Below are 23,981 nucleotides of genomic sequence, written 5' to 3' on the forward strand. Positions count from 1 at the left end.
CGAGGTGTCAGGCGATGTGGACGCGCTCGTCGCCCGATGCGGCGACGACCGACCCGATGACCCAGGTATCCAGGCCGTGACCGGCAAGCAATGCCTTCGCCGGCGCCACCTGGTCCTGCGCAAGCAGCACCGTGAAGCCGATGCCGCAGTTGAACGTGCGCCACATTTCCTCGGGTGCCACGTTGCCCTCGCGCTGCAGCCACTGGAACACCGGCGGCAGTTCCCAGGAGGAAGCGTCGATGGACAGGCCGAGGCCATCGGGTACCACGCGGATGATGTTTTCCTTCAGTCCGCCGCCGGTGACGTGGGCCATGCCGTGCACGTCCATCTTGGCGATCAATTCGAGCATGGGCTTCACGTAGATCGTGGTCGGCGCCATGAGCGCATCGACCAGTTTCACGCCGCCGACCTCGGTGTCCAGCGGCGAACCGGCACGCTCGAGAATCCGGCGGATCAGCGAGTAGCCGTTCGAATGCGGACCGGAAGAGGCCACGCCGAGGATGACGTCGCCGGCGACGATGGACGAGCCGTCGTTCATCGCGGACTTTTCCACGGCGCCGACGGTGAAGCCGGCGAGGTCGTATTCGCCCGGCGGATACATGTCCGGCATTTCGGCCGTTTCACCGCCGATCAAGGCGCATCCGGCAAGTTCGCAACCGCGAGCGATGCCGCTGATGACCGAGGCGGCCGTGTCGACGTCGAGCTTGCCGGTGGCGAAGTAGTCGAGGAAGAACAGCGGTTCGGCGCCCTGCACGAGCACGTCGTTGACGCACATGCCGACGAGGTCGATGCCGATGGTGTCGTGGCGGCCGAGCTGCTGGGCGAGCTTGAGCTTGGTGCCGACGCCGTCGGTGCCCGAGACCAGCACCGGTTCCTTGTAACGGCCAGAGAGGTCGAAGAGACCGCCGAAGCCGCCGAGTCCACCCATCACCTCGGGCCGCAAGGTCCGCTTGACCATCGGCTTGATGCGCTCGACGAGGGCGTTGCCGGCATCGATGTCGACGCCCGCGTCGCGGTAGGTGAGGGAGCCCTGGTCGGAGGACATAAGTGGTTCCGGCACGTATTGGAAACCGCGCATGATAGCAGCAAGCGGCGGCGCGGCCGGTCCCTGCACATGCCCTGGATGGACGCCATGCCAAGGTTTGGGCAGACTTCCCGTCTTCACAAAGGGATGCCACGACCATGCGCCCAGCCCGTTTCCTCGCCTTATGGATGCTCCTCGTGGTGGCCTGTGCCGGTTCCGCCATGGCGCAGACATCGATCTATACGGTGACGGTGCCGGTGGCCGATACCAGCGCCGCCGTACGCGACCAGGCCTTCGCCACGGGGCTCACCCAGGTGCTCGCACGTGCTTCCAACGGGGCCGACCCTCGCGGGAAACCCGGCTATGCGGAGGCCATGAAGCAGCCCGGTGGGCTCGTCCAGCAGTACCAGTACGCCCGTACCGGCGGTGCCAATGGGGCTCCGTTGAGCCTCGATATCGTCTTCGATCCCGGTGCGATCCGCCGGGTGCTGGCGGTGGGCGACGCGTCGGTCGCGGCGCCGAAGCCGCCCGTCCTGGTGATCGCCCGCGACGCGAGTGGGAAGCTTCTCGGCCAGCAGGACCTGGTGCCGTTGGCACAGATGGCCGATACCCGCGGTTACCAGATCGTCGTGCCCAAGGCCGATTCGCTCCCCGATCCGGCCGCCATCGCCCAGGGCGATCCCGGCGCCGTGGCGACCGTCGCCCGCCGGTACAACACCGCCATGGTCCTGGTCGGCAAGATCGGCGATGACCAGGCCGACTGGACCCTCGTTTCCGCCGGCCGCACCGGCACCTGGAAAGACAGTGGCGAAGCCCGCGCCGCGCTGCTCGCCAATGGCGCGAACGCCATGGCCGACAAGCTCGACCGGCAGTTCGCAGCCACCCAGGGCGGCAGCTCCAGCGGAAAGGTCTGGGTGACCGGCCTGCGCTCGGCGGCCGATTACGCCGGTTTGCTGGCGACCTTCCAGAACGATCCCTCGGTCAAGTCCGTGGCGCCCGTGGGTGCCACGGCCGACGGCGTGCTGCTCAATGTGAACGCCAGCGCGCCGTTGGCACGCCTGGTGGCGGCCTACGCGGCCGGTGGCCACATACTGGCGGCCGATGCACACGATGGCGCCGACCTCGCCGTGCGCTGGGTCCCGTGACCCCCTACGACGAATCAGGACTCGCATGAACCACGACACCTCGCGCCGCTGGCAGTTGCTTGCGATCACCGCCGCTATCGTCTTCGTGATCTGGTTGCTGGCACCGGTGCTGATGCCGTTCGCCATCGCCGCCATGCTCGCCTACCTGGGCGATCCGCTCGCCGATCGCCTGCAGCGGCTGGGCATGGGCCGCACCTGGGCGGTGAGCATCGTGTTCACCGTGATCTCGCTGGTCTTCGTGGGAGTGGTGCTCCTGCTCATCCCGCTGATCCAGCACCAGTTCGAGAACCTCGCCGAGAACCTCCCACACTACGTGGACTGGGTGCGCGGCACGGCTCTGCCGTGGATCCAGACCCGCCTGCGGCTGGACCCGAACGTGTTCGATACGGACAGCCTGCTGGCGACGATCCGCGAACATATCGGTTCGGTGGGGAGCATCGCCGCCAAGGCCGTCGCCAAGGTCACGCAGTCGGGCATGGGCGTGGTCACGTGGATCACCAACGCCGTGTTGATTCCCGTCGTCGCGTTCTACCTGCTGCGCGACTGGGACACGATGATCGCGCACATCCAGCGCTTGCTGCCGCGCTCGATCGAGCCGACCGTGGTCCACCTGTCGCGCGAATCGGACCAGGTGCTCGGTGCCTTCGTCCGCGGCCAGTTGCTGGTGATGCTGGCGCTGGGCGTGTTCTACGGACTGGGCCTCACCCTGGTCGGCATTTCCATCGGTCCCCTGATCGGCATGGTCGCTGGCTTGCTCAGCTTCGTTCCCTATCTGGGTTTCATGATCGGCTTCGTCGCAGCGCTGATCGCCGCGCTGGTGCAATACGGCGACTGGACGCACGTGATCCTCGTCGCGGTGGTGTTCACCATCGGCCAGTTGCTCGAAGGCTATGTGCTCGTGCCGCGTCTGGTCGGCGGCAAGATCGGCCTGCATCCGGTGGCGGTGATCTTCGCCGTGTTGGCGGGCGGTCACCTGTTCGGGTTCCTCGGTGTGCTGCTGGCATTGCCCGCGGCCTCCGTGGTGGTGGTGCTGATGCGCTATGTCTTCGCGCGTTACCGTGAGAGCGATCTCTACACGGAACCCGCCGCCGACGCGCCCGCCGAACAGGTGGAAGTCGACGTGGATGTCGACGTCATCGTGAATACCCGGCGCGACCAGCCCCCGTCGCCCGGCGACGGCCATCCATGACGCCCCAGCTTCCCCTCGCATTGCGTTGGCCGCGACGCCAGCGCTTCGAGCATTTCCATCCTGGCGATAACGCGGTGGCGGTGGAAGCCGTGCGGGCCGCGGCGGTGGATTCCTCCGCGCCATGGGTGTTTCTGGCCGGCCCCTTGGGCAGCGGCCGTACCCATTTGCTGATCGCGGCGTGCCAGGCCGCGATCGACGCTGGCCGCACGGCCCAGTACTTGCCGCTGGCCGGCTTGCGGGGGTCGCGTGCGGTGGCGATTCGTGGCATGGCGGGCAGCGATGTGCTGGCGATCGACGACATCGATTCCATCGCCGGCGAAGACGATGCGGAGCATGCGTTGTTCGACACGTTCAACCGGTATCGTGCGGACGGATGCACGCTGCTGTTTTCGGCGACGGGTGCACCGGTATCGCTGGATATCGCCTTGCCCGACCTGCGTTCGAGGCTGGGTTCGTTGACCCAGGCGGTGCTCAAACCGCTGGCCGACGCGGAACGCCGCGGCGTGCTGCGTGAGCAAGCCGCGGCGCGTGGCATCGAACTGGACGACGTGGTGCTGGACTGGCTGTTCGCGCATCATGCGCGCGACCTGGGTACCTTGCTGGACCTGCTCGACACGCTGGACCGTGCGTCACTCGCCGCGCAACGGCGAGTGACGGTGCCTTTCCTGCGCAACCTGCTCAAGGGCGACTGAGTTCAGTCCGCGCGCCGGGTAGGCACGGTGTCGATCAGCGTCTTGCGCTCCGGGTCGTTGTCCCGCACGCCATATACCCGAAGCACCGCCTCATCGGTATCGTGTTCCACCACCAGGTAGGTACGCTGCGAAGCGGAGCCGCTGACGTAGACCGGCACGCTGCCGATGTTCCTGTAATACCCGAAGGAACGGTGCAGATGCCCGGCAAATATGGCCGCCACGTCGACGCCCGAAACGGTACGCGCGAAGTCGCCGTTGAAATTGTCGGGGTCGTGCATGTGGACGATGGCGAAGTCATAGGCGCGATCCGCAGGGGTGCCGAAGGGCGGCACGCTCAGGTGTTCGCCAAGCAGGTTGTACAGCCACGGTACCGATGATTCGATGTCGTACCGTGCGGGAACGATGCCCTCGGTGGTATCGAACGAAACCGCATACGTCGGGTGGTTGTTGAGTTGCACGTGCAACACGCGGTCCAGGCCCGGTGCACGCACGGCGTAAGCGAGGCTGCCCACGTAACGGGTGCTGAATGCACCTGGCTGGGCCGAGAAGTCGAACGAGACGACGCCCCGCTTCTTCGTCACATGGCGAACGAGGTCGGTGATGCTGTCTCGTGCGCAGCCGTTGTTGTAGCAGCCTTCACCCTGGTCGTTGCGGATGTTGTTCTCGTAATCGTGATTGCCGAGCCCGAAGTGCACGTTGTCGCCGAGGATCCGCAGCAGGCGCTCCATCGTGCTGCGCTGTGCTCCGTGTCCATAAGCGGTGAGATCGCCATTGATGAATACGGGGATGTCCTGCCCCGGGCGGGCTTCGCGATAAGCGACGATGCTGCGGTACTGCTCTTCGATCAACGCCTCGGATTCCGCGTCGCGTTCGGCATCGTCCTGGGGTAGGCGGGCATCCGTCTTCGCCGTCCAGGGGTATTGGGGATCGGACGTGACGATCATCGTGCGTACTTCGGCGGTGGCCGCGGGGGCGAGGCAGGTCGAAGCGATGGCGAGCGCGAGCACGGCCGAAAGGCGGCCGAGGTTTTGAGTGGGGAGTGGCACGGGTTTTTCCTTGATCCGTCGTAAGGGAAGCGAACATCCGGTTCGCCAAAGACAGATTAGGAGGCGGTGCCCACGCGCGTATGTAGGCCTCGGGAGGGGGCCAGCGCGAGGGTTTATCCCTGGCGCTGGCCTTTCGACTACACGCCGAGGAGGCGGGGTGTGGCGTTGGCGCCGATGACCTCGGTCATCGCGGCCGCCACCTTGTGATTGGCGGCGATGATGTTGCCGCTCTCCGGCAGGCCTTCGCGGCCGGCGAAATCACCGTAGACGCCGCCGGCCTCGCGCACGAGCAGGGCGCCTGCGGCGATATCCCACACGTTGAGCCCGGGCTCGAAGAAACCGTCGACACGGCCGGCGGCCACGTAGGCGAGATCGAGCGCGGCCGAGCCCATGCGGCGGATGTCTTCGGCGTCCTTGAGCAGCGCCGCCGTCATCGCCAATTGCGAGTCCAGGTGGTTGCGCGCCCGGTAGGGATAGCCGGTGGCGATCAGTGCACCGGCAAGGCCTTCGCGCTTGCCGACGCGGATGCGGCGATCGTTGAGGTAGGCGCCGTCCCCTTTGCTCGCCGTGAACAACTCGTCGCGCAGTGGGTCGAAGACCACGCCATAGACAGGCTCACCCTTCTCGACCAGGGCGATCGAGACGCAGAAGTGCGGGATACCGCGCAGGTAGTTGTGCGTGCCGTCGAGCGGATCGATGACCCAGGTCAGCGGCCCCTTGCCGATCTGTCCGGACTCTTCGCCCAGGATGGCATGGGTGGGATAGGCGCGGCGGAGTTCCTTGACGATCTCGGCTTCGGCGAGGCGGTCGACCTCGGAGGCGAAGTCCATACGTTGCTTTTCGACGACCGCAAGGCCTTCGATGCGATTCATATAGCGCAGGATGATGTTTCCTGCGGAGCGCGCGGCGCGCGCCGCGACATTGACGGCGGGTCTGGGCATGGGGATCGGCTTGGTAAAAGAACGTGGGAGGCGGTCGAGGCCGCATCGGCCGCAGAGTTTACCACCCTGTCGCGCCTCGCCCAAGTCATTGCCGTTGTAGACTTTCCGGTCCTCCCGCCAATCGTCCGCCACCCATGGCCCTTTCCGATCTCCACGACCGCCTTCGTTTCGTCCTCGTCCGCACCTCCCACTCGGGGAATATCGGCTCGGCCGCGCGCGCGATCCGCACGATGGGGTTCGACCGGTTGACCCTGGTGGCGCCGCACCGCTTCCCGGACCCCGAGGCGACGGCGTTGGCGGCCGGGGCGGACGATGTCCTGGACCATGCCGCGATCCACGACGACCTGGTCGGCGGCCTGGCGGGTGCCACTTTCGCCCTCGGCCTGTCCGCCCGCCGCCGTGGCGTGAACCTGCCGGAACTGGACCCGCGCGAAGGGGCGGCCCAGGCGATCGCCGCCGCCCGCCGTGGCGAGCAGGTGGCGCTGGTGTTCGGCAACGAGCGAACGGGCCTGGAAAACGACGAACTGGCGCGTTGCCACGCCATGGTGCGGATTCCGAGCGTCGACGATTTCAGCTCGTTGAACCTGTCACAGGCGGTGCAGGTGGTGGCCTACGAGTTGCGTACGGCGCTGTTGGCGGAGGAACCGCGTGCTCCGGCAGCGACGGGGGTCGACCCCGATGAGGCGCCGGCGGATGCCGAGCAGATGGAGCGGTTCTTCACCCACCTGGGCCAGACGCTCGACGACATCGAGTTCCACAAGGGCCGCTCGCCGACGACGATCATGTTGAAGCTGCGCAAGCTCTTCCTGCGCGCCCGCCCCGAACCGCGAGAGCTGCGCATCCTGCACGGCATCCTCGCGGATGCGCAGCGCATGGCCCAGATCGCGCACAAGGGCGATTGATTGCGTTTTTGCCGTTGCGGCGCAACACTTCGGGGGATTTGCCGGTTTGGCCGGCCAACGCTTCCTCCACCAGTCCAAAGAGTCCCGTGAGCGAAAACGCAAACGCGCCGTTGCCCCTCAACGCGCCCTGGATCGTCATGAAGTTCGGCGGCACCTCCGTGGCCACCGCCGCGCGCTGGCGCAATATCCTTGAACTGGCCGCCAGCCGCCGCGCCGAAGGCGCGCGCGTGCTGATCGTGGTCTCGGCCCTGTCCGGTATCACCGACGGCCTGAAACAGCTTTGCACGCATACGGAACCCAAACGCCGCTCGGACGCGGCCGCCGCACTGGCCGATCGCCACCACGCCCTGCTCGCCGAGATGTCGCTGGCGATGCCGCAAACGCTCGGTACCCGGCTTGCCGACCTGGCGCTGCTCGCCGAGGCCGGTGCCGCGGACTTTGGCGAACTGGCCTGGCAGGCGCGGGTGCAGGCACATGGCGAACTGATGTCCAGCGCGCTCGGCGCGGCCTTCCTTTCCGCCAACGGGCTGGCGACGACCTGGGTCGACGCCCGCGAATGCCTGCGTTCGGTGGTGTTGCCCAACCAGAACGAGCGCACGCGCCTGCTCTCGGCCATGGTGGAGCCGCACCACGATGCGGCGATTTCCGCGGCGCTCGCGGAACGCGGCGACGTGTTCATCACGCAGGGGTTCATCGCGCAGGACGAAAGCGGGCGCACGGTCTTGCTCGGACGCGGCGGTTCGGACACCTCGGCGGCCTATTTCGGTGCGCTGCTGGCGGCATCGCGCGTGGAAATATGGACCGACGTGGCCGGCATGTTCAGCGCGAACCCGCGCCAGGTCGCCGGGGCACGCCTGTTGCAGCGGCTCGATTACGAAGAGGCGCAGGAAATCGCCTCCACCGGTGCCAAGGTCCTGCACCCGCGCTGCCTGTCCCCGCTGCGCGAACCGCGCGTACCGCTCCTTATCAAGGACACCAACCGGCCCGAACTGGAAGGCACCTCGATCGGTCCAGAAGTGCGCGAGCATGCGCCGAGCATCAAGGCGATCAGCGCGCGCAAGGGCATCACCCTGGTGTCGATGGAATCGGTCGGCATGTGGCAGCAGGTAGGCTTCCTCGCCGACGTGTTCGACGCCTTCAAGCGCCATGGCCTGTCGGTGGACCTGATCGGCTCGGCGGAAACCAACGTCACGGTATCGCTCGATCCGACCGAGAACCTGCTCGATTCCGATGCGATCGCCGCGTTGGCGGCGGATCTGGCCCGCGTCTGCCGGGTGAAGGTGATCGCGCCGTGCGCGGCCATCACCCTTGTCGGCCGTGGGATGCGTTCGATGCTGCACAAGCTGTCGGGCGTGCTGGCTGAGTTCGGCCAGTTGCGCGTGCATCTGATCTCGCAGTCGTCGAACAATCTCAACCTGACCTTCGTCGTCGACGAGGATGTGGTGGATGACATGCTGCCTCGCCTGCACGAATTGCTGATCGGCGCCGGTGCGCTGCGTACGGACGACAGTGTCGTCTTCGGTCCCTCCTGGCAGGCGCTCTACGGTGCCGGTGAACAGGCATTGCCGAGCGCCGCATGGTGGCAGGGCGAACGGTCCGCCTTGATGCGGCTGGCCCAGGAGCGCACCCCGCGCTACGTCTACCACTTGCCGACGGTGCGCGCACAGGCACGCCGCGTGAAGTCGTTGAAGGCCGTGGATCGCGCGCATTACGCCGTAAAGGCGAACACCCATCCGGGCATCCTCAAGGTGCTGGCGGAAGAAGGCTTCGCCTTCGAGTGCGTTTCGCCGGGTGAGCTGGCGGTGGTTTCGGCCGCGGTGCCGGACGACGTGCCACTGTTGTTCACCCCGAACTTCGCGGCCCGCCGCGATTTCGAGGCCGCCTTGCAGACACGCGCGACGATCACCATCGACGCGCTGCATCCGATCGAGCATTGGGGTGACATGTTCGCCGGGCGAGACATCATGCTGCGCGTGGACCTGGGTCGCGGCCTGGGCCACCACGAGAAGGTGAAGACCGGCGGCACCGGCAGCAAGTTCGGCGTGCCGATCGAGCACCTGGACCGCTTCCTGCGCCTGGCCGACGCGGCCGGCGCGCGGGTGATCGGCCTGCACGCGCACCTGGGTTCGGGCATCCTCGACGCGGCGCACTGGGGCGAGGTGTACTCGCAACTCGCCGCGCTGGCCGAACGCATCGGCACGATCTCGGTGCTCAACATCGGCGGTGGCCTCGGCGTGCCTTCGCATCCCGGCGAGACGGCGCTGGACATGGCCGCGCTCGACCGCGTGCTCACCTCGGTGCACCAGGCGTACCCGCAATTCCAGTTGTGGATGGAGCCGGGCCGTTACCTGGTGGCCGATGCCGGTGTCTTGCTGGCGAAGGTCACGCAGGAGAAGGAGAAGGGCGCGAACGTGCGTTACCTCGGCCTCGATACCGGCATGAACAGCCTGATCCGCCCGGCGCTCTACGATGCCTGGCACGAGATCGCCAACCTCTCGCGGTTCGGCGAATCCGCGACCACGATGTACCAGGTGGTGGGTCCGATCTGCGAGTCGGGCGACATCCTCGGCTCCGACCGCCGCCTGCCCGAGTCGAAGGAAGATGACGTGATCCTCATCGCCCAGGGTGGCGCGTACGGCGCCGCGATGTCCTCCCGGTACAACCTTCGTGACGAAGCCGACGAGGTCTTGCTGCCGTGACCGCCACGCTTACCGATCCGCGCGCGAGCGAACGTTTTCGTTTCGTCCGACACACGTTCGTCGATGGCGTGGCCGAACTGGTCTACGCCTTCGACAACGGTCCGGAACTGATCGAACGCGTGACCTTTCCCGGTGCTCCCGCGGTGCCGGTGGGGAGCGAGGCGGCGTTCGCGGCGGCCCTGCGCCTTCTTCACCTGGTCGCCGGTGTCAGCTACTACAAGGCGGGCATCCCCGCTGCGATCGTCGTCGAGGGCGAGGCGCTCGACGAGGACGGCGCATCGATGCTCGATGCGCTGTACCTGCACGGCCTGGCCGAGTTCGCCTACCGCAACCGGCTGGACCTGCGCGGCCGCATCGCGTTTCCCTTCGAGCGCAAGGGTCGCGTGGCCGCGCCGGCAATCGGTCTTCCGAAACGTTCGCTGCTTCCGATCGGCGGTGGCAAGGATTCCGTGGTGGCGGTCGAGGCGGTGAAATCCATCGGCGCCGAGGCCACCGCGGCATGGGTGGGGAATTCGCCGCTGATCGCGGAGTGCGCGGCGCGCACGGGCCTTCCCACGTTGAACATCTCGCGCGAACTCGCGCCCGGTCTTTTCGAGCTGAACCGCCTTGGCGCGTGGAACGGGCATATCCCCGTCACTGCGATCAACTCGGTGATCCTCGTGGTGGCTGCGGTCCTCTATGGGTACGATTCGATCGTGTTCGCCAACGAGCGTTCCGCCTCGGTGGCCACGCTGGAGTACGAAGGCCAGGAAGTGAACCACCAGTGGAGCAAAGGCTTCGGTTTCGAGAAAACCTTGCACGACTACCTGCACTCGCACGTGGCCCCCGATCTCGACTACTGCTCGCTGCTACGGCCCTGGTCGGAACTGGCCGTGACCAGCGCGTTCGCCCGGCTGGGTGGCGACTATTTCAACGTCTTCTCCAGTTGCAACCGCAATTTCCGCATCCTCGGACCGAAACCCGCCGATCGCTGGTGCGGCCAGTGCCCGAAGTGCCATTTCGTTTTCCTGGCGCTGGCTCCCTTCATGGCCAAGCCGCGACTGCTGTCGATCTTCGGGCGCAACCTTCTCGATGACGAAGAACTGGCAGGCGCGTTCGATGCGTTGCTGGAATACAAGGACCATAAGCCGTTCGAATGCGTGGGCGAGGGCGCCGAGGCGCGTGCCGCCCTGGCCGCCCTGGCCGAACGGCCGGAATGGCGCGAGGATGCGTTGGTCGTGCGCTTCCGCAGCGAAATCCTTCCCCAGCTCGATCGTTCGGACCTGGCACTCGAGCCCTGGCTCAAGCCCGGTGCGTCGCATCTGGTGCCGCAGCGCCTGCTCGGAGCGCTGGATGCGCTGGGCTGATCTCGAAGGCAAGCGGGTCGCCGTCTGGGGGTTCGGCCGGGAAGGACGCGCGGCGCTGAATGCGCTGGCGCGGCGCCTGCCGGGCCAGGCTGTAGAACTCTATTGCGCGGCTGATGAGGTGGACGCGGCAAAAGCCGCGTTTCCTTCGCTGCGCGTACACGGCGCCGCACCCGATGCCGACGCGCTGGCCGCGTTCGACGTCGTCATCAAGTCCCCCGGCATTTCCGCGTACAAACCCGAGCTGCTGGAGGCCAGCGCACGCGGCACACACTTCACCTCGGGTACGGCGTTGTGGTTCGCGACGCATGGCGACGCGCGTACGATCGCCGTCACCGGCACCAAGGGCAAGAGCACGACGTCCGCCTTGCTCGCGCACCTGGCGCGTTCGTTGGGCATATGTACCGCACTGGCGGGAAACATCGGCTTGCCCTTGCTCGAACTGGACGAAGTCAGCGCCGATCTGTGGGTCATCGAGCTGTCGAGTTTCCAGACCGGCGAGGCCACGGGCGTATCCCTCGGCGTCGTGACCAGCCTGTACGAGGAACATCTCGACTGGCACGGTTCACGCGCGCGCTATGTCGACGACAAGCTTAAGCTGCTCGCGGCGTCCGAACGGGTGCTCGTTAACGCGGCGCAGCCCACGTTGCTGTCGCGTGCCGCCGATCATCCGGGATTGCACACGTTCGGCGATCTCGCCGGATGGCACGTGGCGGACGGCTGGATTCGGCGTGGCGGCGAGGATGTCATTCGTGCCCAACGGATGTCCGCTCCCGGGCTGCACAACGCGGTGAACGCCTGTGCCGCACTGGCCGCGCTGGAGATCCTGGGTTACGACGCACGTGCCGCCGCGCCCGCGCTGTCGACCTTCGTGCCCTTGCCGCACCGGCTGCAGCCGCTTGGCGAGCGCGATGGGCTCGCCTGGATCAACGACTCCATCAGCACGACGCCACTGGCGAGCCTGGCTGCGCTGGAAAGCGTGGGGGCGAAACGCACGGCACTGATCGTCGGCGGCCACGATCGTGGCCTGGATTGGACGCCCTTCGTCGAGGCGATGCACGGGCACGAGCCGGAAGCGATCATTTGCCAGGGTAGCAACGGTCCGCGTATCGCCGACGCGCTGGAGGCGGCCGGTATCGCTAACGTCTACCGCGCCACCGACCTCGGTGCCGCCGTGGCCGCCGCGCGTGCCGCCCTCGGTGGAGAAGGCTGCGTCTTGCTGTCGCCGGGCGCGCCGAGCTTCGATCAATTCCGCGACTACACCGAGCGTGGCAAGGTCTTCGCGGAGTTGGCGGGTTTCGAACCACGTATGGCGAGCATCCAGGGCCTCGGCATCAGCTAGCCAATCGCCGACAGGGTCGGCTCCCACAAGAGCAATCCGCACCCTTGCCCGATCATGACTTGCTGGGTGGGAGTCGACCCTGTCGGCGATTCGGCTTGTGGTGGGAGCCGACTTGTCGGCGATTGGCGCGCGAAAACCTATTCGTCCGTCGCGGCCAGCAACGTCCCCACCACAGCTGCCAGCGCCGCGTACAACTCCGGCGGCACGTCATCGCGCAGGCGCACCGCCGCGAGCAGTGTGGCTATCTGTGGGTCGAGTTGCGGCGCCAGTCCCAGTGCCTGCGCGCGTTCGAGCATCGCCTTCACGGCGTCCGCGTCCACACGCTGGCTCGTCCCGCTGCTGGTCGGCGAGGCGAGGCGTAGCGTGACGCTGCGGCGAGGCGAGGGCAGCGACTGGGTCATGCGCGTGCTTCCAGCAACACCGCGCTATAGGCGCCGCTCGATGCGGGCAGGCCGTGCATGCAGGCGAAATGGTCGAGTACGAGGCCGCTTTTTTCGAGCAGGCGGCGCAACGACATGAATTCGTTTTCGAGACGGCTCACGGTCTCCGCGTGCTGGGCCCACAGGCGTACCGATACACGCGGGGTGCGTAGCTGTATCTCGCCCTGCACGGCACCGAGTGACGGAGGATCGATGGCGAAGCCGACCGTCCACGGTCCCTCTTGTTCACCGGGAGCGGGCTCGCCTTCCTCGATACGCAACTGAAGCACGTCGTAGCCACGGACGCCTGCGACGGGGATCTCGATCATCCACAGGCCGGCATGTGGCTGCGATTCGAGTTGAGCGATTTCGACGCGCGAAAGCGCGGCGCGCGTGTCGCTGCGCAGCTGGTTGACCAGCCCGTCGACATCGTCCTCGGTCACCGTCAGTTCGGCGGCGCGCGGTTGGGCCACCAGCGAGCGCTGCGCCAACGGCGGGGGCGTATCGCTGAGCGGTCGCGACAAGGTGGATGAACCCGGTCGGCTCGCCGGTATGTCGGCCAGCGTGCGGCGCAGGCCGAGCAGGGCGGCCTTGAAATCGTCGGCTGCGGGAGTTTCTTCCTTCGGCCCGGTCAGATGGGCCTCGAGGAAAGTGCCGCTCCTGGCGATGGCTTCCTTCATGCCCAGAGGTGAACTGATGTCGTCGGGCTTGTTGATCGCCGCTTCGAGCGTGGCCAGGGCCGCGCGTAACGGGGCGGGGAGCGCCCGTGCCGTCGGGCTGCGTCCGAGGGCGGCCAGTACGCCGAGAAGGGGGGCGTAGCCGTTCTGCTGAGGCAGGCGTTCGCGCAGTCCCTGCATCGCGACCTGTTCGTCCGTGTTGCCCGGGATCACTTCCAGTTGCGGCTGCGCACCCTGGGTCAGCACGCGCACCTGGAACTGTGGAGGAAGCTGGGTACCGGTGCCTGGCGCATCGGCTTCGACAGTGAGTCCGCCGATCTCCAGCAGCAGCTTGCCCAGCTCGTTCTGGCCCGTCACCCGTGCCAGCAGCAAGGTCCCGACCCGCCAGCTGTCGGCGGCGGCCGTGGTGCCCGCGGCCGCGCCCGCCCATAGCTGGGCAGCGAGACTGGTCGGCTGGATGATCAAGGGGGATGTCCTCCCGGGGCCTGGCGGGCCCCGAATGGGCACGCTCCTCTGACTGAGGAAATCGGCGGGAACTTGCGAAACTTTAGAGGCTCACTGGCAGTAGAACCTGGCAAGGTCGTCCGGATAACCCTCGCGGCGCCAACGGGTCCGGTACCCACCAGGCCCGGTCTACCGGCGCCATGGTGGGGCGAACCCGACTGCGATGTGCCATGCCTGCTTCGACGGTGGGGTCTATGAGGCATCCTGCTGCTCGGCTAGCGTGAACTGGACACGTAGCGAGTCGGATTCCCTAACCGACTTGTAAGTGATTCCGTCGAAATGTACGAAGTACTTGACGAAGGCAAACTTATCCTTAAGCCCGTTGGTCGTGCTCGCCCAGACGTCTGACCTGAGATAGTCTTCGTTTTTTAAATTGTGGATGTCGTCCTTTTGATGGGGCCATTTCGCGCTGGTCTTGATCAATGTTGCGCCGCCATCCTCCATGGTCCATTCGAACCAGTAGTATTCGCGTGGCGCTGCCATAGACACGCTGTCCGGAATGGTCATGAGGACTCCACCGTCCTTTACGACGACTTGTGGTGCAGGAAGGGTGCTGGTTGTTCCGGCTTCCTGTTGCGCTGGCGCAGGGGCCGGAGTTGGAACAAGGATCGGAGCTGGGGTTGGGGTTGGGGTTGGAGTTGGAGTTGGAGTTGGAGTTGGAGTCGGCGTGGGTGTTGGCGTTGGCGTTGGAGCCGGTACCGGACCTGGCGTTGGAGTCGGAGCCGGTGTTGGCGTTGGAGCCGGAACCGGAGCCGGAGCCGGAGCCGGAACCGTCACGTCCACCTTGACGATGACGGATTCCCTGACCACGGGTTTTTGCCAGCCGATCATATGAATCGTGGCGCTCCCCTCGTACCGACCGGGGGCAAGATGCGTGTTTTGATTCACCAAGAAACGTGCTCTCAACGCCGCATATGCGTCGGCCTTCGAGTCAATGGCTCTCCTGTAGCTTCCGAAGCGCCGGTAGATACCATTGCTGCCGCCCGGAAATGCCAAGCGTCGCGCGTCCAGGCAGACGCGGACCGCCTTTCCGGACGTGTCGACGGTCGGAATGTAAAGCTCCCAGACGCCCATCTCGAACACCAGCCGAACCGGCCCGACATCTTCTGAGATCGCGACGAAACCAAAATCGGACTCCAGCGCCGCCCCGATGTCGAAATAGCGGCTCGAAAATTTCTCCGATGCGACGGTGAACTCGGTGCACCGCGGAATATCCACCGTGAGTTCCGGGAAGGTCGTTGCGCGGCTCTCCACCCCGCTTCCATCGAGCGAAACCTTCAATGCGATCCTCAGCTGTGCAAAGTCCCCCAGTTCGTCGAGGTACGTGAGCGGAATGGTGAGGTTCAGTCCTCTCTCGAACTCGTCCGCCGTGATCCCTTCAGGCGGCTGCCGCAGAACGAGATCCTGGACGGTTCCGTCGGCCTTCGTTCCCAGGCACCGCAGCCAGACGGCCTGGTCCTTCTGGATGAACGCCCACGGCGCCACCGTGACCGTCGCTCCGTTGACCGCGTCGCGCCGGTCGAGCGCGCCGTTGGCACGGACCTCCGGGACGACAGGCGTGGGGAAGGAAGGGGTGTCGGCCTGGTCGGCGGCGGGGAGGGCGACTTCCGTCGTTGGCGATGCCGTCGACGTTCCCGCTGCATCGACGGTATAGCCGACGGTTAGCCGGCGCCCCGCATTGGCCTCGAGGATCGCACCAGGGATGGGAACGACCAGCCCCTTCCCACCCCATTTCTGTGGTGACGTCGTTTCCGCGAGCCCCTCTTGATTGGTATACGTGATCGCGACCTCCGCGCTCGCCGGCAGCGACGGATGGGGCGCGATGGCGACGGATGCGCCGCCGCCGTCCGCGATGATGCGCGGAGCGGAAAAATCCAGCGTGGCGGAGGCGGGCGTGGTGGAGGAGCCACCCGGGCCGGGTGGCGAAAGGACAGGGCCGCCCTCCTGTGACGATGCCGTGCGGAGGGTTCGCACATGCTCCGCCAGCGCCTCCCCGCCATCGGCGGCGGTGTAGTCGATGGTGACGACAATGTCCTCCAGCAACCAGTTGTCCCCGCTCTTCAGCGTGTCCAGGGTAGTGCTGTCACCGGGGAAGGACAGCGTCCATCGGGAGATCGCGCCCGTTCCTTCGAACGGCAGATAGCGATCGTCACCGAACACGAGGCCGAAGAGGGCACTGTACCCGTCGACGTTCAGGAGCGGCTTCGTGGTAGACACGGCGACCTTCTGTTCTTGCCGGACTTCGAAGAGGACGGAAGGGTGGGCCGGATTGCTGTTGTCGTAGATATATGCCGCACCTTCGGCGGATGGCTCGATCAGAAGCATGTTGCTCGTCTGCTTGAGGACGGCGGCGATGCTTCGCATTTCGCTGGTCGACGACAGCCTGAAGGAAACCGATACATTGACGATCTGCCGCAGGTAGTGACCGGGGAAGTCCGCGTCGTACAGCGAAGAGGGAAGCTCGAAGGTAACGGCCTGCCTCTTCCCGATGTCCGCACACAGCCCGGCCGCGGTCGTCTTGTTGATCTCGACGAGCGATACGGTCTTGCGGATATGCATGCGGCGTTCGCGACGGCGCAGATAGGCGGCCTCCATCTCCAGGAGGTCGCGTTGCAGGGCGTCGCCCGCCAACATCCCCCGCCAGTTGTCCATCCATGCGCCCGGCTTGATGAACTGGCTGCGGAAGTCACCGGTCTCGTATCGCCAGCCGTCCTGTGCCGCCAGGCAGAGCGACATGACCGCATCGTAGGCCGCCGCATAGATGCCTGACAGCTGCGCGATCATCCAGACATAGGTCGGCCCGATGGCGAAGCCGGTCGTCATGAAGACGTACTCTTCGCGCATGACCGCCTGCTGTGCCTTGACTTCGTCCACGGCGATGGAGGCAGCGCGGATCAGGATCTCCTGCTCGTCCAGCTCGCGATCGATCACCTCCATGTCACCGGTGGCCTGCTCGATGTTGAACATCCAGTCCATCGCCCGGTACTCGAGGTCGCTGTTGTAGCGCAACTCCTCCTTGCCCATGGTCAAGATATCCGCGCCGAGGACCATCTGCTCGGCCACGGCGGTCGCCATGGAGCCCGGCTGCTGGCCGCCCACGGCGAGGCCGAATATGTTCGGGACCATTTTCAGGCCAGCTCCCGTCATGTCGAACGGCACGGACAATATTTTCATGCCCGTAGCGGAGCCTGCCAGAGCCGCCGCGGCGAATTCCTGGGGCAGGAGACCCTGGTCCCAGAGGTTCTGGTAGTACTGCCGGCGCTGTTCCGCCACTTTCCTGCTGGCCAGCAATTTCTCGCGTCCGGCCCGTGCGCCGGCGAGTGCCTCGGTCTGCAGCCTCAGGGTGAAGTCGGAGAGCTTGATCAGATTGGCTTGCTGAAGTACCCCAAGACCCGCGTTGTATTCTTCCTCGTAGTTGTGGAATACCTGCCGGCCCATGTCGATCAGCTGTGCAACGGCTTCCTTCGCGGCCGGGAGGACATGTTTGAATCGATACGCGGGAACATCGATGCGCGGTGCGCGCTTGCTGCCCGAAAGCATGCCCGCCCGCCAGTTGCCCAGCGAGGCGAAGTCATCGGCGTCATCGTAGAGGTCGAGATTCATCAACTTGCCGTCGATGGTCAGCCCATGACGGATGTTGAATAGCCGGTTCTGCAGCAGGTCGCGCACATCGGTCAAAGCGACATTGACAGGCGGAAGAAAATCGTCGTCCGCCGCCTCTGCCAGCACGGGAAGCGCAGGGGAGGGTACGGTCAGCTGTTCGGGCAGGGGGCCGATCAACCGTAGCGCCTTTCGATAGCAGTTGGCTGCCTCGTTGATATCGTCGCGCGTCAGTTGCCGGTAGAAGTCGTCGCCTTGCTGTCGCCAGGATTCGACCAGCAACATGAAGGTGGCCTTGCGATAGCGTTCGGGATTCGCGTAAGCGAGATCGTCCACGTCCTCCGTCAGGGTGTCGGCATCTTCGGCGAGGGCGGCCGGTACGTCGGCGAGCGGCCTGCTACGCCAGAACGGAGGACGAAACACTTCGAGATCGCCCAGGCTGTCATAGGGATCGAAGAGGTGTCGTGCGCACCATTGGAACGCTTCACGGAACTGGCGTGTTCCGCGCAGCTGCCAGGCTAGGAGCATCGGTACGTGGAAGAACATCTCCCAGTAATACAGTCCGGTGGCGCTGCGGAAGTCGAGCCTGTCCGGCCGGTCTCCCGGTTCCATGCGTGGTTCGATGAGGTTCTGCGTATCCCAGTCGATCAGACGATGCGAGGAGGCCGAGGCAAGGGCCGCGAAACGCATGCCAAGAAGCGTGTTGAGGCGAATGGCGTTGACAGGGAGCTTTTGCTTGTCTCCCCGAGCTTTCTCATTGGCCTCGGTCGCGTCGAGATAATGCAGCTGGTGCATGTTCTGCACGAGGCGCGTGCTCGGGATGGCATCGTCCGGGCCCATGAGGTCCTTGAGCTTGTACGCGCGGGTGATCTTGCCGAGGATCTCGGTATCGTCCTCGGCGTAGACATCCAGTTCGAAGGCGTAGTCCAGGACATCGCGATTGATCGGATAGCGTGCGCTGAGGATACGCGACATGTCGTCGCCATTCAGGCTGACAATAGCTTGCGCCAGGATATTGTCTTCGAGCATGGTCGAGACCATGAATCGGGCGTAGGTGTCGGGGTGCTCATGCTTGAGCTTCATGACGCTGTGGAAATCGATGCCCTCCGGTATCGATATCCCCGATTGGTCGAAGACCTTCGCTTCGTAATCCATGCGGCGTTTTTCGATGGCGCGCCTGGAGTTGTCCGATTTTTCGACGCGGAAGGCAAATCTGCTCCAGTCCCAGACGGCCGATGTTATTTCCGGCACGCGGAAGAAGGCATCGGCCTGGTGGGGGATGCGGGCGAGACGTTCGCTGAACGCGGCGAAATCCGTAGGTTTATTTGTTGCGAAAGTCGGTAGTTTGCTCAAACCGAGTCGATTCAGGACACTCGTATCCTCGGCCGACAAGGTGATTTTCCGCCTGTCTTTCTTGTCCATTCCGCCGCGCACCACCAGGCGGACGCGCCCGGTGGTGGTAGTGTTCGTGCGAGGCAATGACAGTTTGCCTGGCAAAAAGACAAGCTTGCGATAGCTATTGCTCGGAAATTCCTTCACGTCGAGGAAGAATATCTTCCCTGACCATATGCCATGAGGGGATGGTGTCTCCGTCGACGTTCCTACTCCTAACGATATTCCGTTATGGGTTATAGAAGGGAATTCCATTTCGGGGCATTCCGCCTTGTGCGTTTCATCGATCCACTCCACCGCAGAAGTGATCTTCGGGCCGTCGGGTCTAGGCAAGTGCGTGATTGTAATCTTGTATCGTGGCTTACCGGCTTCGTTGTATGCCACTGCGGTGGAGTACGTCACCTCTCCGGGTTTCGGAGGTTCGGACAGCCTTCGAGTGAGATGTATCGTCTCACCAGTGGTCCCCTGCCCGATAGCGGTTTGTTCCAGCGCTCTAGACTGGAAAATGCTAAACGGCAGCGTTTCATCGACCAACATGGACTTCGGCAAGTAATACTTCTTCACGAAGTCAGTCGGGGATGAATCGACCACACTCAGCGGAGCGATGCCAACAAAATCGCTGGGAGGCTCGCCGTTATCGGTTTTCCAACTGTACTCGACTGAAATCGAGGCATCAAAGCGAGGGGTTCGTAGATCCGCAGTAGCTGTGATGTGGACAATTTTTCTCTCATCAATGGAGAAATCGCCTTCATAGCTAATCGTGCCATCTGTGGATGTCTGCAATCCTTCGCGCTCGACCTCCGGATAACGCCATATTCCATCGAACCCAGCGCTCAGCTCGATGAAGTCACTGTCCTCGGGAAGCGATGCCGCAAGCGAGCCGACGCCGAGTTTATCCACCGTCAGGTTCAGTGCAGTCGCCTGCCGCGTGGCCGCGGCTTCGTCGCTGATCGCGTAGCGGGCACTCTCCGCATTCTGCTCGGCGATGGTCACCGCCTTGCCTACGTACTGGTGCTGAACGACGCGGGGGTCGGAGAAGAGCGTCTTCCATTCCTTGATGACGGCCTTCTCGACCGCTCCGTCAGCGCCACCGTCCAGTTCCTTCTCTTCGAGCAGGAGAAGATCCCGCGATGCGATGAAGTAATCGTCGTTTCGTGCCGGGGCCCGGTCTGTATCCGGCTTCCAATCCCACCACTTGTTGGCCTTGTAAAGCACCACGGTAAGCCAGGGGTCCTTGCGGCGATGTCCCTTGGCGTTGACCATGACCACAAGGCCTGGCGCGAACGCCCGGGTTTTCAGGTACGCATTGTCTCTGGCACACATCCCGGTCGTATTGACGGACGGGATCTCTTCCGGTTCGGTGTCGTTGCCGCCGAATTTTCCCTTCCCGTCGAATCCATTCAACGTGATGAGTACGTTGGGTGGGCTCCAGAGGCCATCGAGCTGCTGGAAGCAATAGCACACGCGCAGCACGAAGAAGGGGCTGGTCTTGTTGTCCTTGCCCATGGTCAGCGCGGATGTATCGCGCTCGGCCCATACGACATAGCGGCGACGATCGATCACGACCGGGCGGATGGTGTCGATACCGTCGCGGAGATCTTCCTTCATGGCCTCCAGCGTCAAAGCGGGAAGGCCTGCAGGTTGGTACGAACTGGCCGGGTCGGGCAACGGCGTGACGGCGATCACGCCTGTAAGGGGGATGGGCACGGGTTCCCACGCGGTGAAACCCAGCGTGCTCGGTGCACCGTCCGCGTCGCGCAGGGACATGTCCAGGGTGCGCCAATAGTATTGCGCGGGGGAGACATTCGATTTGCCGAGGAAGTGGTACGTATCCTTGAGCGGGTCGATACCGTCGTGGTATGCCGTCAAGGGCTGGATATTGCTCGTGGTCTCCACGGCGGTCATGTATGCCAGGATCGCCGCCTCGATATCATCGGGGCTGAACTTGCCCTGGGCCAACAGGTTCTCCAGATCGAGATACGCCTTGGTTTTCCGGCGGCGCTGCGTCGGATCGATCCGGTTCTCCGGGTAGTTCTTCAGCTGTCGAAGCAATCGCCAGTGGCCGTACTGGCTCAGCGACGCGCTCCATGTATCACGCAACCCTTGCGTCATCACCTCGTTGGCGCCGTGGCCAGGTTCGAGCCCCGTGAACAGGCGGTGCAGATAGGTCTGCAGACTCGCCATGGTCGATGCGACCCGGGATGTGACCGGCTCGCGGCCGACCTTGACGTCCAGAAGCAGGTGGTCCGAAAGCGCCTCGGTGTCGGTGACATGCGGAAGGCCGGACTGGGTCGGAACCCAGTGTTCGAGCATCCACGCCGCCAGCGCGTCACGCCATAGTTCGCCGTGCGTCCCTTCGACGGTAAGTGCGTCGTGTTCGGAGCAAGCGGCAAGGAGCGCCGCCGCGGCCTTCTCGAAATCGTTGTAATTCGTCGCGACCTTCAATCCATTGACATCGAGCAATGCATCGATGGACAGCCCGCTCGATCGCGCCAGATCGTTGAGGCGCATCGTGAAGTCGATGTCGCCGATATCCTCGACGGTATCGGCGATGTTCTTGCTGTCGATGTGACGGGTGACGGCTTCGATGTCAGTCCGCGGCCAATCCGTCAACTGCGACAGCAGGGTCGCGCTTTGCGTCGATGTAAGGCGCCGGTTCTCGTGTACTTGCCGAAGGTAGTCGATGGCACGGTCTTCGTCGCTACCTGTTGGCAACTCGGCCAGCCAGTCGGCGTAGCGGCTCACCTGGTACACCGTGGTGAAGTCGAGCAGGCGCAAGGTGCTACCGGCGCTGCCGGCGAGATTGAACCACGCCGGATGCTCGACCATGGCGGTGACCGCAGCCGCGCTGAGGCCGAAAAGTGTCGCGACAGCGGCGTAGCGATCGAGATCGCTCCATAGCCGGAGGTCGTCGGGCGCCAGACAGGCTTTGACATCCTTCGTGCCGTCCGCAGCCCTGGTGACCTTGGCGGACCGACCCAGTGCGCGAAACGCCGTGGCGACACTTGCCGACGATCGATTCGTCCACTTGAGCAGGGGCAATGAGAGTGCCTGGTCTTTCAGCTGGAGACCCTGCTGGATAGCCACGGCGACGATCTCGTTGTCGGTGGATTTGTCCTTTTCGGTGGATTCCAGCGCGGCGATGGCGCGATTGGTGGCGGCGATCCAGGATGTCGCCGGCTGGGTCGGCGTGGGAATGAGCAAAGGAAGGCACAGGGCGGCGATCCCGCGTTTGTGCTGCCTTGCCCATTCGACGACATTCATGACCAGGGCGATCACGTCGAGCACGTCCGTGCCGGTTTGCGACGCATTGGCCAGGCTCGGCGTTCCGGCCAGCTGGCGCAGGACATCGGGGTTTTCACGATTGAGCGTCGTCAGGAGAATCGGCGCTTCGGCGGATTTCAGGCCGAGCAGGCGTGGAAGCGCGATCAGGCGATAGCAGGCGGACACCACCGCGAGGCTGCGGGCAGGTGCGGTGAGCGTCTGCGCTTCGACGACACGGTCCAGCGCCCAGCGGACGGTCGCTTCATCGGCCTTGAACGCCTGGCTCAACTGACGCACGGCGATGGCATCGTTGCCGCTGCCCGCGGCGGGGTCGAACGTCGTGCCATCGATGGTGAATACCGATTCGGAGTCACCGCGCGGTTCGATGCCCGACGGGTTGAACAGGCTGTCGAAGAAAGGCCTTTCGCGTCCTGCGGCCGATGAGGGCATGTCACCGATGAACGACGCGAACTGCGCGGCCGTAACGGAATACTTCTCGCGCAGGTGCTGGAACAGGCCCAGGGCGCGGACGGTAGCGTCGGTGACGTGGAGGTTCTGCTGCTGTCCTTCGGCGTGCATCGCGGTGGTCAAGAGCACGTCGATGTCGGGGAACGAAAGCTTCGTGGCGTGGTGGAGTCGAAGAACGCGCAGCATCCGGTCGACGTGACCGTCCGTCAGGCCTTCGATGCGCAGTGGCTTGGATTCGTCGTCGTCTTGGTAGCGAAGATAGAGCGGCTCACCACCGTCGTTGATGAAGCGTGCGCCGAAGTCGGCACTCGATATCGCCGGCTCGGTCGTCGATACGTAGGCACTGCGAAGCACGGCGGGTTGACGATCGACCTCACCGTCGGCGGTCGCCTTGCCCGGCTGGTAGATCGCGAGCAGCTGACGCAGTTGCTTGCGATTGAGGCCCAGGCGTCGGCGGAAGCCGTCCGCGACCGCCATGCGCGTTATCGCGGGTGTGGTATCGGCATCGGTCGTGGCAGTGGGGGCGCGGGAGGCGGATGCCGCCAGTAATGCCGTGCTTTCGGTCGCCTTGGACGAGTCGGCGGTGAGCAGGGTACGCAACTCGGGCGCGAATCCGCTGCTCAGCGTCATCGCAGCGCGCAGCGCCGCGGACGTCGCATGGCCGAAGGTGAAGTTGGGATAGTCCTTATCGGACTTGCGAACGATATCCCAGATGAAGAGCTTGCGATGGCGCAGCACGGCCTTGACCTGCTCCCAGGCGAAGTGGAAGGGCAGGGAAGTGGGGAACTTCGCCGCCGCGATCGATTCGCGAAGGGGCGTTGTCGGCGCGGCTTCGCCATCCCGGATGGCGTCTTCGAGGCGGTCGATGGCAAAGCGAAGGGCGGGGAATGTCTGCTTCAGCGACCGCTCGTCCATCGGCGTGTCGCCGATATCGGGACGGCGGCGGCTGAGTGGTTGCGCCTGGGAGGCATCGGCACCCGCCTCGATCTTTGTCGCAAGCTCGAAAAGCTCGTGCACGTAGGCCAGTGGATTCGTGTTGTCGTTGAGCGCGCCGGGCTGCACCGCCCTGGGCCAGGTGAACAGGGTCAGGTAGTTCGCGGCGTTGCCGGTATCGGTTTGGGGCTTGGGGGCCGGCGTCGGCTCGGCGCTCGCGGGGGTGTTCGTTGAATTGGGCGTCAGCGCGCCGGGAACAGTCTGGTCTGACATGTCGTCACGTCCTTGTTGGTGCCGGCGGGCCATCGCATTCCATGCTGTTGGTCAGGTTACGCCGTTGGAGACGCAGGGGAACCCGGCCTTTCGTTGTAGGCGCGCCTAGACGTCGATGGGCGGCTGCA

Annotated in this window: 13 protein-coding genes; 7 read left to right on the forward strand and 6 right to left on the reverse strand. The window is 64.7% G+C overall.

All coding sequences use genetic code 11. The features are described 5' to 3' along the window. Positions 1 to 7 precede the first annotated feature (7 nt). Positions 8 to 1,045, reverse strand: coding sequence for a phosphoribosylformylglycinamidine cyclo-ligase (gene purM, locus ACN9M2_RS04185; RefSeq protein ID WP_426286915.1), 1,038 nt, complete (start codon positions 1,043 to 1,045; stop codon positions 8 to 10). Between the two features lie 137 nt (positions 1,046 to 1,182). On the opposite strand from purM, the gene ACN9M2_RS04190 reads away from it, so the two are divergent. The 3 genes from ACN9M2_RS04190 to hda are packed head-to-tail and all read left to right on the forward strand — an operon-like array spanning position 1,183 to position 4,050. Next, entirely contained in the window at positions 1,183 to 2,169 is a 987-nt protein-coding gene (locus ACN9M2_RS04190) for a DUF2066 domain-containing protein (RefSeq protein ID WP_426286916.1), read from the forward strand. A 25-nt stretch (positions 2,170 to 2,194) separates the two neighbouring features. Then, a complete protein-coding gene (locus ACN9M2_RS04195; protein ID WP_426286917.1) occupies positions 2,195 to 3,358 on the forward strand; it encodes an AI-2E family transporter in 1,164 nt (387 codons plus the stop codon). After that, complete coding sequence (gene hda, locus ACN9M2_RS04200) at positions 3,355 to 4,050, forward strand: DnaA regulatory inactivator Hda (RefSeq protein ID WP_426286918.1); 696 nt, start codon at positions 3,355 to 3,357, stop codon at positions 4,048 to 4,050. The genes ACN9M2_RS04195 and hda overlap by 4 nt, the downstream gene beginning before the upstream one ends. Positions 4,051 to 4,052: 2 nt before the next feature. Here hda and ACN9M2_RS04205 read toward each other — a convergent pair whose 3' ends face one another. Beyond that, positions 4,053 to 5,096: a metallophosphoesterase gene (locus tag ACN9M2_RS04205; protein ID WP_426286919.1), complete on the reverse strand. Its 1,044-nt coding sequence runs from the start codon at positions 5,094 to 5,096 to the stop codon at positions 4,053 to 4,055. 137 nt (positions 5,097 to 5,233) lie between these two features. Beyond that, positions 5,234 to 6,037: an inositol monophosphatase family protein gene (locus tag ACN9M2_RS04210; protein ID WP_426286920.1), complete on the reverse strand. Its 804-nt coding sequence runs from the start codon at positions 6,035 to 6,037 to the stop codon at positions 5,234 to 5,236. 134 nt (positions 6,038 to 6,171) lie between these two features. Between ACN9M2_RS04210 and ACN9M2_RS04215 the strand changes: the two genes are divergently transcribed. The 4 genes from ACN9M2_RS04215 to murD all read left to right on the forward strand — a co-directional run bounded on the left by ACN9M2_RS04215 (position 6,172) and on the right by murD (position 12,323). Beyond that, positions 6,172 to 6,939 (forward strand): RNA methyltransferase, encoded by a 768-nt coding sequence (locus tag ACN9M2_RS04215; protein WP_426286921.1) that lies wholly within the window; start codon positions 6,172 to 6,174, stop codon positions 6,937 to 6,939. Between the two features lie 137 nt (positions 6,940 to 7,076). Continuing rightward, positions 7,077 to 9,638 (forward strand): bifunctional aspartate kinase/diaminopimelate decarboxylase, encoded by a 2,562-nt coding sequence (locus ACN9M2_RS04220; protein WP_426287860.1) that lies wholly within the window; start codon positions 7,077 to 7,079, stop codon positions 9,636 to 9,638. Further along, the gene (murL, locus tag ACN9M2_RS04225; protein WP_426286922.1) at positions 9,635 to 10,984 is read left to right on the forward strand and encodes a UDP-N-acetyl-alpha-D-muramoyl-L-alanyl-L-glutamate epimerase; all 1,350 of its coding nucleotides are present in this window, start codon (positions 9,635 to 9,637) and stop codon (positions 10,982 to 10,984) included. Before ACN9M2_RS04220 ends, murL begins: the two co-directional genes overlap by 4 nt. Next, on the forward strand, positions 10,971 to 12,323 hold the full coding sequence (gene murD / locus ACN9M2_RS04230; protein WP_426286923.1) for a UDP-N-acetylmuramoyl-L-alanine--D-glutamate ligase: 1,353 nt from the start codon (positions 10,971 to 10,973) through the stop codon (positions 12,321 to 12,323). Before murL ends, murD begins: the two co-directional genes overlap by 14 nt. A gap of 137 nt (positions 12,324 to 12,460) precedes the next feature. On the opposite strand, the gene ACN9M2_RS04235 is transcribed toward murD, so the two are convergent. The 3 genes from ACN9M2_RS04235 to ACN9M2_RS04245 form a co-directional block, all read right to left on the reverse strand. Then, positions 12,461 to 12,724, reverse strand: a complete 264-nt coding sequence (locus tag ACN9M2_RS04235) for a flagellar biosynthesis protein (protein ID WP_426286924.1) — start codon at positions 12,722 to 12,724, stop codon at positions 12,461 to 12,463. Next, positions 12,721 to 13,884, reverse strand: a complete 1,164-nt coding sequence (locus tag ACN9M2_RS04240; RefSeq protein WP_426286925.1) for a flagellar hook-length control protein FliK — start codon at positions 13,882 to 13,884, stop codon at positions 12,721 to 12,723. Before ACN9M2_RS04240 ends, ACN9M2_RS04235 begins: the two co-directional genes overlap by 4 nt. A 231-nt stretch (positions 13,885 to 14,115) precedes the next feature. Further along, positions 14,116 to 23,853, reverse strand: coding sequence for a neuraminidase-like domain-containing protein (locus ACN9M2_RS04245; protein ID WP_426286926.1), 9,738 nt, complete (start codon positions 23,851 to 23,853; stop codon positions 14,116 to 14,118). Positions 23,854 to 23,981: the final 128 nt, after the last annotated feature.

Source organism: Luteibacter sp. E-22, from assembly GCF_049913125.1.
Classification (GTDB): domain Bacteria; phylum Pseudomonadota; class Gammaproteobacteria; order Xanthomonadales; family Rhodanobacteraceae; genus Luteibacter.